Raw genomic sequence first — 14,640 nt, forward strand, 5'->3', positions numbered from 1 at the left:
TAAAAATACAGTCACCTGTCTATCCATACAGTGGCGCCATGACCAAACTCACCGCACGTCAGCAACAGGTTTTCGAACTGATCCGCCGCGCCATCGAGCGCACGGGTTTCCCGCCCACGCGGGCCGAGATCGCCGCCGAGCTCGGCTTCAGCTCGGCGAACTCGGCGGAAGAGCACCTGAGGGCGCTGGCGCGCAAGGGCGTGATCGAGCTGGCGGCGGGCGCGTCGCGCGGCATCCGTCTGCTTGCGGGCCAGGACGATTCCCCGCACCAGTTCACGCTGCCGCACGCGAGCATCATGCAGTTGTCGCTGCCGCTCGTGGGCCGCGTGGCTGCCGGTAGCCCAATCCTCGCGCAAGAACACATCTCGCAGACTTATACGTGCGACCCGTCGCTGTTCTCCAGCAAGCCTGACTACCTGCTGAAGGTGCGCGGTCTGTCCATGCGAGACGCGGGCATCTTCGACGGCGACCTGCTCGCCGTGCAGAAAAAGACCGAAGCGAAGGACGGCCAGATCATCATCGCGCGTCTGGGTGACGACGTGACCGTGAAGCGCCTGAAGCGCCGGCCCAACGGCATCGAGCTGATCGCCGAGAACCCCGATTACGAAAACATTTTTGTTCAGGCCGGCAGCGCGGAGTTCGCACTGGAAGGCATCGCGGTCGGGCTGATCCGGCCGACGGAATTCTAATTAGCTGAACACTGTCTGGAGAGACTCATGGAACGCCTTGCCCGCTTGCTGCCCTTTCGCCAGTTCGGTCGTCTGCGCCATCTGCGCGAGCTTGTCCCTTGTGGTTCGCTGACGGCACTTGCGTCGAACGTCGCGGGCCGCACGGCATCGCTGTTCGATGAAGAACCTCAACCGCTGCCGTCCGCGCAACCGGCCTTCGCGCGCGTGTCGCTGAACTCGGGCCTCAATGCGGAACCTGCGCGGCGCGCGCCTGTGCGGGTCTATCACGGGTCGTCGCGACTCATCATGGTCGGCACGGTGGACGCGGTGTGCAACATGATCGATCGCGCGATCGCCGAGCAAGGCGATCAGCTGGCCCAGCAGGCGGCGTGAGCGCGCCACATGCGCTTGATGTCGACGCTTAGAAACGCTTGCTTGCAAACTTGTGGGATCGTTTCAGTGTCGATCGGGTCCACACCTGATCGATATTGAAAACGGAGCGTTCCGCACAATGGCAGGTTTGGTAAAGATGAAAGGCCGGGTTGGCCGGCCACTTCTGATCGCGTTGATCGTGATCGTCGTGGTGGCTGTGCTGGGTTATGCGTACGCATCGCCGTATATCGCGCTCGACCGGCTCAAACGCGCCGCCGATTCCCGCGACGTTGAAACGGTCAATGCATACGTCGATTACCCGGCGCTGCGCGACAGCCTCAAGCTACAGGTCACGGGATTGCTGACGCGCCGCCTCGACGTGCAGCACAACGGCAATCCGCTTGCAGCCATCGGCGCGATGATCGGCGTTGCACTTATTGGCCCGCTCGTCGATGCGTATGCGACGCCGGATGGTGTCGCGGCGTTGCTCAACGGCATTCCGCCGCGCGGCGAACCGGGTGAGCGCCCGCCTCCGCCGCCCGCTGCCCGAACGGACAATCCGGCGCCCAACTCGCCACAAACGCCTGCGCCCCCATCGAGCCAGGCTAACGCCGGCAGCAACACGCCGCCGCAGCCGCCGCAAACCACGGCGGGATATCGCGGCGTCAATGAGTTCGTCGTGAGTTATCAGCACGGTGTCGGCGACACGCGCTATGCGGCGATTTTCCGTCGCCAGGGGCTTTTCACGTGGAAACTATCAGCCGTCGATCTGAACGGCTGACGCTTCTTCACAGCAGGTGCGTCAGATGGCGGCTGCCTTACGCGGCCGCCTGCTCCTCTTCAGCGGCTGACGAGCACGCGACCAGAATGCTGCACGACACGCGGTCCAGCAGCGGCGTATTGCCCGCGCCCATCCACCAGCGCGACAGTCCCGTGCGGCAACGATGCCCGACCACGACGAGATCGACGTGCAACTCGGTCGCTAGCGACGCAATTTCGTCGATGGGATGCCCGAACGCGAAATGCCCCGTCGCCTTCACACCACGTTCCGTGAGCCAGTCGACGCCTTCCTGGAGAATTTCACGCGCGGTCTTTTCGAAGCTGCCGCATGCGACGTCCGTCAGCAAGCCCGCGCTTTGCGCGATGCTCGAACGCATGTCGACGACCGACAGCAAATGCGTTTCCGCGCCCAGATCGAGCGCCAGATTCGCGCCGCAACGCAATGCTTTGCGGCCTTCACGCGAGCCGTCGTAGCACAGCAGAATCTTGTTGTAGCTCGCCATTTTGCTTCCCCCATGCCCGCGACTATCGCGGTCTCATCTGAATCATGGTGCGCCGCAATTCCACATGCAAGGGATGGAAAACGCTAAGTGCGGTGGCCCGCGCAGTCCGCCATGACGCGGTGCAAGATCGTGCATGCAATCCGCCAGCGATGCGTATCCATGCGCCAAACGTGGTGCGCGCGATGCCCTAAAATAGGCAGCCGTCTCGCGCTTTGCGCCCCGCTTTGCGCGCATCACGCACCTATTCAGGGAGCATCCGTCTTCGTATGACTGAAGCTGCAATCGAATTTCATCAGGTCGAGAAGCGCTACGGCGAGAAAACAGTCGTCGACGGCTTGTCGTTTCATGTGCGCAAGGGCGAATGTTTCGGACTGCTCGGTCCCAATGGCGCAGGCAAGACCACGACGCTGCGCATGCTGCTCGGCATTGCGGCACCCGATGCAGGCAGTATCCGTCTGTGCGGCGAACCGATTCCAGTGCGCTCGCGCTTCGCGCGGGCGCGCGTCGGCGTCGTGCCGCAGTTCGACAATCTCGATCCCGATTTCACGGTCCGCGAAAACCTGCTGGTGTTCGGCCGCTACTTCGGCCTGTCCGCCGCGCAGTGTCGTGCGATGGTGCCGACGCTGCTCGAATTCGCGCGTCTCGAAAGCAAGGCCGATGCGCGCGTCGGCGAGTTGTCGGGCGGGATGAAGCGGCGGCTCACGCTCGCGCGCGCGCTCATCAACGACCCTGACGTGCTCATCATGGACGAGCCGACGACAGGCCTCGATCCGCAGGCGCGCCACCTGATCTGGGAGCGGCTGCGCTCGCTGCTCGCGCGCGGCAAGACGATTCTGCTGACCACGCACTTCATGGAAGAAGCCGAGCGTCTGTGCCACCGGCTGTGCGTGATCGAAGAAGGGCGCAAGATCGCGGAAGGGGCGCCGAATGAATTGATCGCTTCGGAAATAGGCTGCGACGTCATCGAAGTGTACGGTCCCGATCCGGCAAAGCTGCGCGACGAACTGGCGCCGCTGTCGGTACGCACCGAGATCAGCGGCGAGACGCTCTTCTGTTATGTCGACGACCCGCAACCCGTTCACGCGCGGCTGAAGCAGCGCGCGGGGCTGCGTTATCTGCACCGGCCGGCGAATCTCGAAGACGTATTCCTGCGTCTGACCGGCCGAGAAATGCAGGACTGACGGGCACACAACAATTCGCCAACGACATCAGGCGCACCGAACACATGGACTTACGCACCTACAACACCCCCGAGCACGCCGCGACACGCGAGCGCTTCGCCGCGTTGCCCGCAAACGCCGTCAACTGGATTGCCGTCTGGCGGCGCAACTATCTGGTGTGGCGCAAGCTCGCGCTCGCGTCGATGTTCGGCAATCTCGCCGATCCGATGATCTACCTGTTCGGGCTCGGCTTCGGCCTCGGGTTGATGGTCGGACATGTCGACGGCGTCTCGTACATCTCGTTCCTCGCGGCGGGCACGGTGGCGTCGAGCGTGATGATGTCGGCGAGCTTCGAGTCGATGTATTCGGGCTTTTCGCGGATGCACGTGCAGCGCACCTGGGAGGCGATCATGCACACGCCGCTCACACTCGGCGACATCGTGCTCGGCGAAGTCGTGTGGGCAGGCAGCAAGGCTGTGCTGTCGGGCGCCGCCATCATGGTCGTGGCGGGTGCGCTCGGCTATGCGAGCTTTCCGTCGATGCTCATCGCACTGCCCGTCATCGTGCTGGCGGGGCTTGCGTTTGCGAGCACGGCGATGATCGTGACGGCGCTCGCGCCTTCATACGATTTCTTCATGTTCTATCAGACGCTGGTGCTCACGCCGATGCTGCTGCTTTCGGGCGTGTTCTTTCCGCTGTCGCAATTGCCGCCCGCCGCGCAGTTCGCCGCGCAACTGCTGCCGCTTGCCCACACCGTCGACCTGATCCGTCCGGCGCTATTAGACCGTCCGATGAACGACGCGGCGCTGCACGTGGCCGTGCTGGCCGCGTATGCGGTGGTGCCGTTCTGGGTGTCAGCGGTGCTGTTCCGCCGCCGCATGATGCGCTGAGGGCGCCGCGCGCAGGTTCATGCGCAGCGGCGCCCTCAAGCAGAATGAATCAGATCACTCTTCGTCGTCCGACCACGGCACGTCGACGTCCGAGATGAACTCGACCGTCGCGAACGGCCCGCCTTCCTGGCGGCCGATCTTGCCGTCCGCGCGATGCCACTCGACGCGGAACATCGTGCCCGGATCATCAGAGCGCAAACGGATGGTGCGCAACTCTTCCGGGTCGGCTTCCTCGACGGGCCATCGAGCGAAACGAGCAGCGCCTGCGGCCACATGCCGTCGACGGGATCGTAAATGCGGTCGCCGTCGGGAATGGACGTGTGCGCTTCGACGCCGATCGTCGCCGATGCGTCGATGATCATCTTGCCCAATGCGCGCAGCACGGCCGTCGCGCGTGCCGAGTTGGCCTGACGGATGGCGAGATCCCCACGCGTCAGCGCCTGCTCGAGTTTCGGATTGGTCTTTTGTTGGGCCATGCGATGTCCTGAATTTAACTGGTTGGCGCTTGCACGCCGTTTTGTGCAGCTGAATGATGTGTCCTGTCTTGCGCCGCGTCGGCAGCATGAACGGCCGCCATCGTAGCATTTGCTTCCGTCCGACTGCGTCTTGCAGTGCAACAAGGCCACACCCATGCCACCCGGCGATGCATGCGATCGCGCGCTTGCCTCCCCAGTTTAGGACGAGATTCGCCGCTGCGATGCCGCGTTTTATTACGGTCGCCTGTTACGGGCGCCTGCTCAGAAGCCGAGCGCCACGGCCAGCAACCCGCCCAGCACGCCGAACGCGACCACGCCGACGGCGACGACGCTCAGCACGCGCGGCCGGAACGAGCGCGCGAGCATCGCGAGCGACGGCACGCTGATGGGCGGCAGCGTCATCAGCAGCGCACCCGCGGGCCCGACGCCCATGCCGAGCGACAGCATCGCCTGAACGATGGGCACCTCGCCCGCCGTCGGGATCACGAACAGCATGCCCGCGACGGCCAGCGCCACGATCCATACGATGTCGTTGCCGATCTCCGGCCCGACCTGCGGAAAGAGCCACGCGCGTGCCGCGCCAAGCAGCAGGACCAGCACGATGTATTCCGGCACGAGGCGCACGGCCATCCGCGCGAAGATAGACAGCCAGCGCGCGAACGGATTGCCGTCACGCTGCTCGCCGACCAGTTCGACGAGGCGCGCGTCGGCCGCTTGCGCTTCCGTGGTGTCACGAGACGGTTCGCCAGATAGCCGAGGCCGAACACCATCGCGACGCCGAGAACGAGCCGCAGCCCGGCCCAGTGCCAGCCGAGCACGAAGCCCATGAACACGAGCGTCGCGGGGTTGAGGACCGAATTGCCGAGCCAGAACGCGATCGCGCCGCCCGGCGAAGCCTGGCGCGCCCGCAGTCCAGCGACGACGGGCGCCGCGCAGCACGTGCACATCATTCCCGGCAGCGCGAGCAGGCCGCCCGCCGCGACGCTGCCGAAGCCCGTCTTGCCGAGCAACCGCGCGACCCAGTGCGCGGGCAGCAGCGCCTGCACGGCCGAACCGAGCAGCAGGCCGAGAACCATCGCCTGCCAGATCGCCTTGCCGTATGCGAGCGCGTAGGCCAGCGCCGCGCTCCACGACGGCGCGGGCGGGCTCGACGCCTTGCCCATCAGGATCGACGCGCCGATCGAATGCGTCGATGCCGCCGTGAACGCGCGGTTGTAATACGGAAACCATTTGACGTAGAAAAGCCCCGCAATGGCGAGCAGCACGAAAATCGGCCAGGTCGGGGCGGCGGACGAAGAGGTGGGACGCGTGACGTTCATCGTCGTGAGGGTCGGTCGTTGTGTTGTTGACTACGTTGCCGCTCGTACGGCATGCGTGGGTTCGCGCGCCGTCTGGGCACCTGCATCAGCACGCGGAAACGGTCACTCTACACGGATCGAACGGGATCGCAAAAAGTAGGGGCGAAAGCGGCGCGACGGGTGGCTTTTATCCGCGCCCGCGTGCTGTTGAACGGGGCGTTGGGTGCGCTCGCGCTGTTGCCGCCGGCGCACCGCGACACTAGCGTCGCGGCGCACGGCGTGCCCTTCAGGGTGCGGGGTTCGGCTGCAGTTCGTGCAGCGCGTCGATTTCGGCAAGCGCTTCCGGCGACAGCTTCACATTGGCGCTCGCGATATTCTCTTTCAGCTGATCGAGCGAGGTCGCGCCGATCAGATTGCTCGTCAGGAACGGCCGGCTGTTGACGAATGCGAGCGCGAACTGCGCGGGCGAGAGTCCGTGACGCTTTGCCAGCTCGACGTAACGCGTCGTGGCCTGCACGGCTTGCGGCTTGCTGTAGCGCTGGAAGCGTTCGAACAGCGTGATGCGCGCGCCCGCCGGACGCGCGCCGCCTTCGTACTTGCCCGACAGCCAGCCGAACGCGAGCGGCGAATACGCGAGCAGGCCGACACCCTCGCGATGTGAAAACTCCGACAAACCCGCTTCGAACGTGCGGTTCAGCAGGCTGTACGGATTCTGGATCGACACGATGCGCGGCAAACCGAGCTTCTCCGACGCGCGCAGAAATTGCGCGACGCCCCAAGGCGTTTCGTTCGATACGCCGATATGACGCACCTTCCCTTCCTTCACGAAATCCGCGAGCACGCTGAGCGTCTCTTCGATGGGCACCGTGTACGCATCGTCGATCCACGGATACGCGGGGCGGCCGAACGTCATCGTGCTGCGATCGGGCCAGTGCAGCTGGTACACATCGACGTAGTCGGTTTGCAGACGCTTGAGACTGTCGTTCAGCGCCTCGGCGAGATTCTTGCGGTCGTACTGGTTGCCCTCGCCGCGAATGTGACGCGGGTTGTGCGGCTGACGCGCGGGACCCGCGATCTTCGTCGCGAGCACGATCTTGTCGCGCATGCTGCGATGCTGCGCGAGCCATGTGCCGATGTAGCGCTCTGTCAAGCCCTGCGTCTCCGGGCGCGGCGGCACCGGGTACATCTCGGCGGCGTCGATCAGCGTGACGCCCTGAGCGAGCGCGTAGTCGATCTGCTCGTGCGCGTCGCGCTCCGTGTTCTGCTCGCCCCACGTCATCGTGCCGAGACCGATCAGGCTAACCTTCACATCCGTATCGCCGAGTCTGCGGTATTCCATCGCCTGGTTCCTGTTCGTGTTCTTGCGGGTGATAAATCGGTAAAACGCGAAATTACCATGTCCGCGCGAACCGCGTGCGTGGCTAGAATAGCGGCTGGCCGCGCCGGCACATGACCAGGCAGATGGCCGGTTTCGATGCGCTTACAACGTTCGGAGAATCATGTCGATGTCAGATGCGCCGTCCACGTCATCCGTCCCGTCGAATGGACGGCAGTCGCTGATCGTGACGCTCGTGGCGGCGGCGTTTTTCATGGAGAACCTCGACGGCACGATCATCGCGACCGCGCTGCCGCAGATGGCGCAGTCGTTCAACGTGCATGCCGTCGATCTCTCCATCGGCATCACGTCCTATCTGCTGACGCTCGCCGTGTTCATCCCGATCAGCGGCTGGGCCGCCGACCGCTTCGGCGTACGCAACGTGTTTACGGCGGCGCTCGCGGTGTTCACGGCGTCGTCGGTTGCATGCGGGATGACGAACGGGCTCGTCGAGTTCACGGCGGCGCGCATCGTGCAAGGTATCGGCGGCGCGATGATGGTGCCCGTCGGACGGCTCGCCGTCTTGCGCGCGACGCCCAAGGACGGCCTGATGCGCGCGATCTCGATCATCACGTGGCCCGGGCTCGTCGCGCCCGTCATCGGACCGCCGCTGGGCGGCTTCATCACGACGTACTCGTCGTGGCGCTGGATCTTCTATCTGAATGTGCCGCTTGGGATGCTCGGCATCGTGCTCGCGTGGCGCTTCATCGGCGCGGAAGGCGAATCGCAGAAGCGTCCGTTCGATGGCATCGGCTTCGCGCTGTGCGGCATCGCCGGCACGGCCATCATGTACGCGATGGAACTGCTCGGCCGCTCGGATGCGCCGTGGCGCGAAGCGCTCGCGTTTCTCGTGGCAGGACTCGCCGCGGGCATCGGCGCCCTTTTTCATCTGCGCCGCAGCGCGCATCCTGTGGTCGATCTGTCGGCGTTTCGCGTGAAGACGTTTGCTGTCGCGATGGGTGGCGGCTCGCTGTTTCGCGTGTCGATCAGCGCCGTGCCGTTTCTGCTGCCGCTGATGTTCCAGCTAGGCTTCGGCATGAACGCGTTCCATTCGGGGCTGCTGACGCTCATCGTGTTCGCCGGCAATCTGTCGATGAAGCTCGTGACGACGCCCGTGATGCGGCGCTTCGGCTTTCGTCCGGTATTGCTCGTGAATGGCGCGCTGGCGGCGATCAGCATTGCGGCGATGAGCCTGCTGACGGCTTCGACGCCGCTCGTGCCGATGGCTATCGTGTTGTTCGCGAGCGGGTTGTCGCGCTCGCTGCAGTTCACTGCGGTGAATACACTCGCATTCGCCGATGTGCCGAAGCCGCAGATGAGCGGCGCATCGACGCTATCGAGCACACTCTCGCAAATGACGATGGGCATGGGCGTCGCGCTCGGCGCGATCGCGCTGCGGCTCGCGGCGTGGTTGCACGGGCACGAAGCGCAGTCGGTGACGCCTGCCGATTTCAGCATTGCTTTCCTGCTGGTGGCGGCTGTCGGGCTAGTGGCGATCGTCGATGTGTTCGGGCTCGCGCGCGATGCGGGCGCGCATGTGAGCGGGCATCATCGGCGGAAACGGGTTTGAGATGCCCGGTGCTGAACAGGTGGACTTGAAATGAATGTCGAACAGTTTGAATTGCTCGTGACGCGTACGATGCCTTACGGCAAATACAAAGGCCGCGTGATCGCCGATTTGCCGGGACACTATCTGAACTGGTTTGCGCGCGAAGGATTTCCGCCTGGCGAGATCGGCAGGCTGCTCGCGTTGATGCACGAGATCGATCACAACGGCTTGAAGGAGTTGCTGAAGCCGTTGAGGAAGGGGTGAGTCTGCGGTTGGTCTGATACTCGGGCGTTCGATTCTTTGAACGACTGCGCGTCGCATCTCTCTCGGACGCCAAAAGAAAAACGGCATTGCGATTTCTCGCAATGCCGTTTTTGAATTCTTTGGGGTGGCTGATGGTTTTATACGGGTTTCAAGGTGGTCGTTTTGAAATTGTCTTCGCGATAAATCTCAAGAGATCAAAACGGCGCGGGATCCTGCACAAACTGGACATTTCCCTTGACTTGCGGCACCAGCGCAAATGCGATTAGCGGACCATTAAACATACAGGCAAGTGTGCCCGTCGTTGGAACGAAGTAATGGACTACCAGATCCTTGCCATCTGAAATCGCGCCTGTGATTCTTGGCGCGAAGCACCATTTGCCGATACCGTTCGACAGACCGACAACGGTGTACTTCGTAAAGTCATATGTCGGCATAGCCGGCTCTACCGTAACGAGCCCGATCGGGTAGTGCTCGAAAGGGGCCGCTGCCCATGCGCTAGCCAGCTCGGATTGGCTTCGAAAGACATAGGTTCCGGGGCGAAGGAGCGGAAAAACGTCATCGTGACGTCTTGGACTTGCACACTCTGCGGAGCCGATCCGGCACCATCATCACCGCCACCGCCGCAAGCAACCAAAAGTGTCGCCTGTAGTGGCGCGACGTATTTCACGCGCTTGACGTTCATCTTCTCTACCTCCCCCTTCCACCTAAAGCCGCTGCTCACGACAATCGTACGGCCGCGTGAAAAGCTAAAGTTGATCTGAATCAACCACGCTTTTCGATGGTGCAGACACTTGAAAAGAGGCGCCCATTCGCGAGCTAAGGCAAAGCTGATCGTGCGACACGTGCTGCTGCCCATAGCGTGTCGAACGTCAAGTAGTGAGGGCAGCAAAGCTCGTTCTTGTCTTGTCGTATCCCAAGCGCCGAAGTAAGCCGCTTGGAACTGCGACCTGTTGTGCGACCGACAGTTGCCTATCCAGACATGCTCAACTGGTAACGGCTGGGTATGAAGCTTTGGAGACAACGTGCCTCTCGATTGACGGCTCACCCCGGTGACGGGGCGGGTCGACACTGCCAGCCGCCGTGCGGTGTGAGGTGCCAGGCAAGTTCCGCATGCGTAACGTAAGTGAATTGTTGATAAACCCCGTTATTGCCAAAGGGCCAAAGCGGCTGACAGGCCCTGACCAAAAGGTGTGCAGCCGGTTGCTTCTCTGATCAGAGGGAGCACGTCGTCATAAGCGCTGCCGGGGAATAGACAGACGCTAAACGGATAGACCCGGGAATAGTCGGGTCGGCAAGAATGGGAACGTGGTAAGCCCGATTCTCCGCCAAAGGTTCAGAACATCGAATCCGTGGCAGGCGACCTGTGAGGGAAGCTGTTGGGGAAGCGGGTAAGAGAACGCGGAAAAAGCGAATGCCGCTCTGTAATGGAGCGGATAGGGGTTCGAACTTTGCCCTAGCCCGAAAGGGCGCAGACTTCCGCGTGGTGCGGCTGTCGCCGGCGCATGTTTAAGGTTCGACGTAGGGAAGCTTGGAAGAGACTGCTGTACGCAGTTCAGCGCCCTCGTCTCAGCAATGAGATGAACCAACGATATGTCGTTTGCGAAGGTCTTGTGCAGTACGGCGAGACCGGCATCAGCTGATGATGCTTTAGCTGTGCTTGAGCCGTTTGCGGTGAAAGTCGCTCGGGCGGTTCTTTGGGGAGGGGGCGGCAGCAATGCCGTCTCCTTACCCGCTAAGTCCACCGCAGAGCTACTCCGAGCGTTATAGATCGGAGTGGATAAGGAAGGCAGAACAGGATGAAGCAGCAGACGTTGGCGATGGCCGCTGAAGAAGGTGCGGGTTTCGAGACGCACCGCAAACGGACGCGGCGCGATGAGTTTCTCGATACGATGAATGCAATTACGCCGTGGGCTGAGCTGTGCGCGGTGGTCGAGCCGCACTACCCGAAGCGCGGCAATGGTCGCCCGCCGATTGATCTGGAGCGCATGCTGCGCATCCATTTCATCCAGCACTGGTTCAACCTGGCAGATTTTGCGTGTGAAGAGGCGCTTTACGATAGTGCCAGCCTGCGTCGCTTTGCGGGGATTGATCTGGGCTGCGAGGCGGTACCAGACGCCACCACGCTGCTCAAATTTCGTCGTCTTCTCGAAACCCACAAGCTGGGTGAGAAGCTGTTTGCCGAGGTCGGCCGAGTGCTTCAGGCGAGCGGCATGAAACTCAAGAGCGGCACGATCGTGGATGCCACGATCATCGGTGCGCCGAGCTCGACGAAGAATGAGCAGAAGTCGCGCGACCCCGAGATGCATCAGACGCGCAAAGGCAAGCAATGGTACTTTGGCGCGAAGCTGCATATTGGCGTGGACAGCCAGAGTGGCCTGGCGCACAGCGCAGTGCTCACGCCGGCCAACGTGCATGACAAGCATCCGCTGCCGCAATTGCTGCACGGCCAGGAGCGGCGGGTCTATGGTGACAGCGCATACGCCAGCCAGAAGGCGCTGATCCACAGCAAAGCGCCGAAGGCGCGCGACTTCACGAATCAGCGCACGCGCCGAGCGGGTGAAGTCGATGAGGTGCAGCGCGGCAAGAACCGCCACAAGTCGAGGATCCGCGCACGCGTGGAGCATGTCTTCGCGGTGGTCAAACGACTGTGGGGCTTCACGAAAGTGCGCTACCGCGGGTTGGCGAAGAATGCGAACCGGGCCTTCATCGCTTTGGCGCTCGCCAATGTTTACCTGTCGCGCACGCGATTGATGGCACGGGTGCGCCCGTAATGGGCGAAAGGCGGGCAAAAAGCCCGCGTGCAATGCCCGCAAGGGCCAAAAGCCGAGGAGTGATGGTCGCCTTGACGACCTGAACGCCTCCTCATTGCCGACGCGCCACAAATTCGGCGGCTTGTTCAGCGTAGCCCTAATCGCCGCCAATGACACCGCCAAAGGAGGTGTTGCGTGATGCGTTTAACCGATGGCGTCAGCATCAGACCAGTCAGCACCACGGCTGCTGGGTTCGACAGGCAGAACCCCGTTAGTGCGGAGAGCAGAGATGACCTCTTCGACGGTCGCGTCCGCGAGCAAACGACGCCCGGCGGCTTTGCGCCGTGCATTGGTGGCTTCAATACCACGCTGCAGATCGGAAGTTTGCGCAGCGATATAGACAGCCATCCCACACCCATATCGACGGGCGAGATCGCTGCTGAAAAAGTACTTCATGGTCAGGTCTTTGACGTCCGTCTGACTAACTGTACCGCGCCGGACGGAACGGTCGCGATTCACGCCCCACATTTTACAAGACTTGCGGTGCCGGATTTCCCGTGTCCCGGGTCCCGTCTTGATTCTCGGCAATCGCGCAAAAAACTTGAGAGTGCAATGAGTTTGTGGAGAAAAACAGTGACCCACTCAATGTTGCCCGGCGTTGAGCAACAGCCAGACTTGCTTTCGCGGCTCGCCTTGGAGGATACGCGCGAATGCGGCGCTGCATCGCGTGCAGGTGTAGTGCTGCTCGACTTGAGCGTCTTTCACTGCGTCGGCGCCGATCAGAGTCAACGTGTCGTGCGGCTCGACCGTCGACGGCTGCCCGTAAAGGTCCGCGCATGGTGTGCAGGGTTGAATCCAAAGTTCCACGTCGGTACTCCTGCGCCTTCGACTGTCGTGCACAGTCGCGGATCTCGCCATTTGTCATTTACTCAATAGAGCAAATCAGGCATCTCGCGAGATGTGCGGATTCACATCGAACTCGAAAAGAACCTGCGAGACGATAGTTCCAACGACGGCTCTTGTCTCGATGGTGTCGGGTTCTAAACTATATCCACTTGCGTTCACGCCGTTGCTTCCTTCCGGATAGAGAGAAATACGCATCCCTGTTTCATATCCGCCGATGTTCGGCAAACGCTTGTTCACTTCGGCAATAAACTCTTCTGGCGAAATGACGGGTTTCGACATGGCGGCGGTCTCCTAAATGTTTCGCGAGGAATCCTAGCATGAGTGCCATCATCAGCCCCTGCGGCACATATCGCTATCTGCTCAAGAGGCAAGCCGAATCAATGTCGCCGATGAAGTCAACCGCTCTGTTCGTCATGCTAAATCCGAGCACGGCGGATGCGACGCTAGACGATCCTACGATCCGCCGCTGCCGTAGCTTCGCGAAGTTGTGGAACTGCAACGGCCTGGCCGTGGCAAATCTGTATGCGCTGCGCTCGACCGACCTTGGGACGCTGTGGTCGCACCCCGATCCAGTCGGCCCCGACAACGATGACTACCTGTGGAACATCGCGCGCGAGTGCGGCGACGTCGTGTGTGCATGGGGGGCGAACGCGAAGCCGGAGCGCGCCGCGCGAGTAGCGAGCATCTTGACGGACGCGGGAGCGCGCCTCTGGTGCCTAGGCATGACTAAAGACGGCTCACCGCGTCATCCGCTGTACGTTCACTCCGACCAGCCGCTCAACGAATGGAAGCCCCAGTTCGCAGCCAGCGACAGCGCTAAAGGAGGTGGGGCGTGAGCCTACCGCGGTAAGCCACCTTTGATCGCGTCGCGCGCTCGACGCTCGCAATCCCGGATTGCACCCTCTTGGCTGTCGAAGGTGTCTGAGGATTAATGCCACTCCAATACTGGCGCGCAATCGCATGGTTGTGCGGAGGGAAACAGCACCGACGGATTGAATCGCACATCGCATTTCAGCAGCGCATAGTCCGCGGCGAACGTTTGAGCATCCGCGTCAAGAAGCCCGTTCGTCGGGATGATGTTGAACAAGGCTGAGAGCGGCCGGGGATCAGTTTGGCAAGACGCGATGTACACATACATCGGCTCGTTCGAGCCGGCGATCGCGAAACAGTTTGAGGCGAAGAAGATGCGCGAAGCAGCGCAGCGGATCGCGAACCGGGTCAACAGCCCGATTCATGGCGGCATGGATCTGCAACTGACGAACCAACCCGCCTACTTTTCGATGCTAGACATCCGGCCCGTTGCAATCACAACGAAGCTCGAAAACAGCGATCCGGACGCATACGACTTTGCCGGTCACGCGAGCCCATCGACGACGGCGCAGCTCTACGATCGCCGCAAGATGAAGATTGTGAAGGCCACTGAATAACGCTGCCTCGTTCCGAAAACAAAAAAGCCGTTCCGAATTTCGCATTCTGGAACGGCTTCATTTGCCTAACTGCCTGATGCAGTTGAATCTTTTGGGGTGGCTGATGGGACTCGAACCCACGACGACAGGAATCACAATCCTGGACTCTACCAACTGAGCTACAGCCACCACTGCACTACAACTTCGCCGCCTGCCGCAGAGCGGTGCTCAGCAACGAAGAAG

The 14,640-nt window shown here is 62.0% G+C and carries 16 protein-coding genes, 1 tRNA gene and 2 pseudogenes; 10 read left to right on the forward strand and 9 right to left on the reverse strand.

The window, feature by feature from the left end; genetic code table 11:
- Nucleotides 1-38: 38 nt before the first annotated feature.
- The 3 genes from lexA (at nucleotide 39) to H1204_RS09760 (ending at nucleotide 1,821) form a co-directional block, all read left to right on the forward strand.
- Complete coding sequence (gene lexA, locus H1204_RS09750; RefSeq protein ID WP_180728138.1) at nucleotides 39-689, forward strand: transcriptional repressor LexA; 651 nt, start codon at nucleotides 39-41, stop codon at nucleotides 687-689.
- A gap of 27 nt (nucleotides 690-716) precedes the next feature.
- Nucleotides 717-1,061, forward strand: coding sequence for a hypothetical protein (locus tag H1204_RS09755; protein ID WP_180728139.1), 345 nt, complete (start codon nucleotides 717-719; stop codon nucleotides 1,059-1,061).
- 118 nt (nucleotides 1,062-1,179) lie between these two features.
- The gene (locus H1204_RS09760; protein ID WP_180728140.1) at nucleotides 1,180-1,821 is read left to right on the forward strand and encodes a DUF2939 domain-containing protein; all 642 of its coding nucleotides are present in this window, start codon (nucleotides 1,180-1,182) and stop codon (nucleotides 1,819-1,821) included.
- A gap of 37 nt (nucleotides 1,822-1,858) precedes the next feature.
- Here the strand turns inward: H1204_RS09760 and H1204_RS09765 are convergent, their stop codons facing one another.
- Nucleotides 1,859-2,323, reverse strand: coding sequence for a universal stress protein (locus H1204_RS09765; protein ID WP_042310137.1), 465 nt, complete (start codon nucleotides 2,321-2,323; stop codon nucleotides 1,859-1,861).
- A gap of 266 nt (nucleotides 2,324-2,589) precedes the next feature.
- Between H1204_RS09765 and nodI the strand changes: the two genes are divergently transcribed.
- Both nodI and H1204_RS09775 read left to right on the forward strand, forming a co-directional pair.
- On the forward strand, nucleotides 2,590-3,504 hold the full coding sequence (gene nodI / locus H1204_RS09770; RefSeq protein ID WP_007737347.1) for a nodulation factor ABC transporter ATP-binding protein NodI: 915 nt from the start codon (nucleotides 2,590-2,592) through the stop codon (nucleotides 3,502-3,504).
- 44 nt (nucleotides 3,505-3,548) lie between these two features.
- Nucleotides 3,549-4,373, forward strand: a complete 825-nt coding sequence (locus H1204_RS09775; protein WP_180728141.1) for an ABC transporter permease — start codon at nucleotides 3,549-3,551, stop codon at nucleotides 4,371-4,373.
- Nucleotides 4,374-4,427: 54 nt separating this feature from the next.
- On the opposite strand, the pseudogene H1204_RS09780 reads toward H1204_RS09775, so the two are convergent.
- The 3 genes and pseudogenes from H1204_RS09780 to H1204_RS09790 all read right to left on the reverse strand — a co-directional run bounded on the left by H1204_RS09780 (nucleotide 4,428) and on the right by H1204_RS09790 (nucleotide 7,486).
- Nucleotides 4,428-4,849: pseudogene (locus tag H1204_RS09780) on the reverse strand (hypothetical protein).
- Nucleotides 4,850-5,110: 261 nt separating this feature from the next.
- A pseudogene (locus H1204_RS09785) lies at nucleotides 5,111-6,168 on the reverse strand (permease).
- 265 nt (nucleotides 6,169-6,433) lie between these two features.
- Entirely contained in the window at nucleotides 6,434-7,486 is a 1,053-nt protein-coding gene (locus H1204_RS09790; protein ID WP_180728142.1) for an NADP(H)-dependent aldo-keto reductase, read from the reverse strand.
- A 160-nt stretch (nucleotides 7,487-7,646) separates the two neighbouring features.
- On the opposite strand from H1204_RS09790, the gene H1204_RS09795 reads away from it, so the two are divergent.
- The gene (locus tag H1204_RS09795) at nucleotides 7,647-9,092 is read left to right on the forward strand and encodes an MFS transporter (RefSeq protein WP_180728143.1); all 1,446 of its coding nucleotides are present in this window, start codon (nucleotides 7,647-7,649) and stop codon (nucleotides 9,090-9,092) included.
- Between the two features lie 30 nt (nucleotides 9,093-9,122).
- A complete protein-coding gene (locus H1204_RS09800; protein ID WP_007588014.1) occupies nucleotides 9,123-9,335 on the forward strand; it encodes a DUF3820 family protein in 213 nt (70 codons plus the stop codon).
- 194 nt (nucleotides 9,336-9,529) lie between these two features.
- Here H1204_RS09800 and H1204_RS09805 read toward each other — a convergent pair whose 3' ends face one another.
- Nucleotides 9,530-9,769 (reverse strand): hypothetical protein, encoded by a 240-nt coding sequence (locus H1204_RS09805; RefSeq protein WP_180728144.1) that lies wholly within the window; start codon nucleotides 9,767-9,769, stop codon nucleotides 9,530-9,532.
- A gap of 1,362 nt (nucleotides 9,770-11,131) precedes the next feature.
- On the opposite strand from H1204_RS09805, the gene H1204_RS09810 reads away from it, so the two are divergent.
- Nucleotides 11,132-12,106 carry an IS5 family transposase gene (locus tag H1204_RS09810; RefSeq protein ID WP_180728145.1) on the forward strand — a complete coding sequence of 325 codons (975 nt, stop codon included), beginning with the start codon at nucleotides 11,132-11,134 and terminating at the stop codon, nucleotides 12,104-12,106.
- A 183-nt stretch (nucleotides 12,107-12,289) separates the two neighbouring features.
- Here the strand turns inward: H1204_RS09810 and H1204_RS09815 are convergent, their stop codons facing one another.
- The 3 genes from H1204_RS09815 to H1204_RS09825 form a co-directional block, all read right to left on the reverse strand.
- Nucleotides 12,290-12,541 carry a hypothetical protein gene (locus H1204_RS09815; protein WP_180728146.1) on the reverse strand — a complete coding sequence of 84 codons (252 nt, stop codon included), beginning with the start codon at nucleotides 12,539-12,541 and terminating at the stop codon, nucleotides 12,290-12,292.
- 186 nt (nucleotides 12,542-12,727) lie between these two features.
- Entirely contained in the window at nucleotides 12,728-12,952 is a 225-nt protein-coding gene (locus tag H1204_RS09820; protein ID WP_180728147.1) for a hypothetical protein, read from the reverse strand.
- A 75-nt stretch (nucleotides 12,953-13,027) separates the two neighbouring features.
- On the reverse strand, nucleotides 13,028-13,270 hold the full coding sequence (locus H1204_RS09825; RefSeq protein ID WP_180728148.1) for a hypothetical protein: 243 nt from the start codon (nucleotides 13,268-13,270) through the stop codon (nucleotides 13,028-13,030).
- Between the two features lie 38 nt (nucleotides 13,271-13,308).
- On the opposite strand from H1204_RS09825, the gene H1204_RS09830 reads away from it, so the two are divergent.
- Both H1204_RS09830 and H1204_RS09835 read left to right on the forward strand, forming a co-directional pair.
- On the forward strand, nucleotides 13,309-13,827 hold the full coding sequence (locus tag H1204_RS09830) for a DUF1643 domain-containing protein (protein WP_180728149.1): 519 nt from the start codon (nucleotides 13,309-13,311) through the stop codon (nucleotides 13,825-13,827).
- A gap of 288 nt (nucleotides 13,828-14,115) precedes the next feature.
- A complete protein-coding gene (locus tag H1204_RS09835; protein WP_180728150.1) occupies nucleotides 14,116-14,418 on the forward strand; it encodes a hypothetical protein in 303 nt (100 codons plus the stop codon).
- A 92-nt stretch (nucleotides 14,419-14,510) separates the two neighbouring features.
- Here H1204_RS09835 and H1204_RS09840 read toward each other — a convergent pair.
- Nucleotides 14,511-14,586: transfer RNA gene (locus H1204_RS09840), tRNA-His, on the reverse strand.
- Between the last annotated feature and the right edge of the window lie 54 nt (nucleotides 14,587-14,640).

The organism is Paraburkholderia sp. PGU19, from assembly GCF_013426915.1.
Classification (GTDB): domain Bacteria; phylum Pseudomonadota; class Gammaproteobacteria; order Burkholderiales; family Burkholderiaceae; genus Paraburkholderia.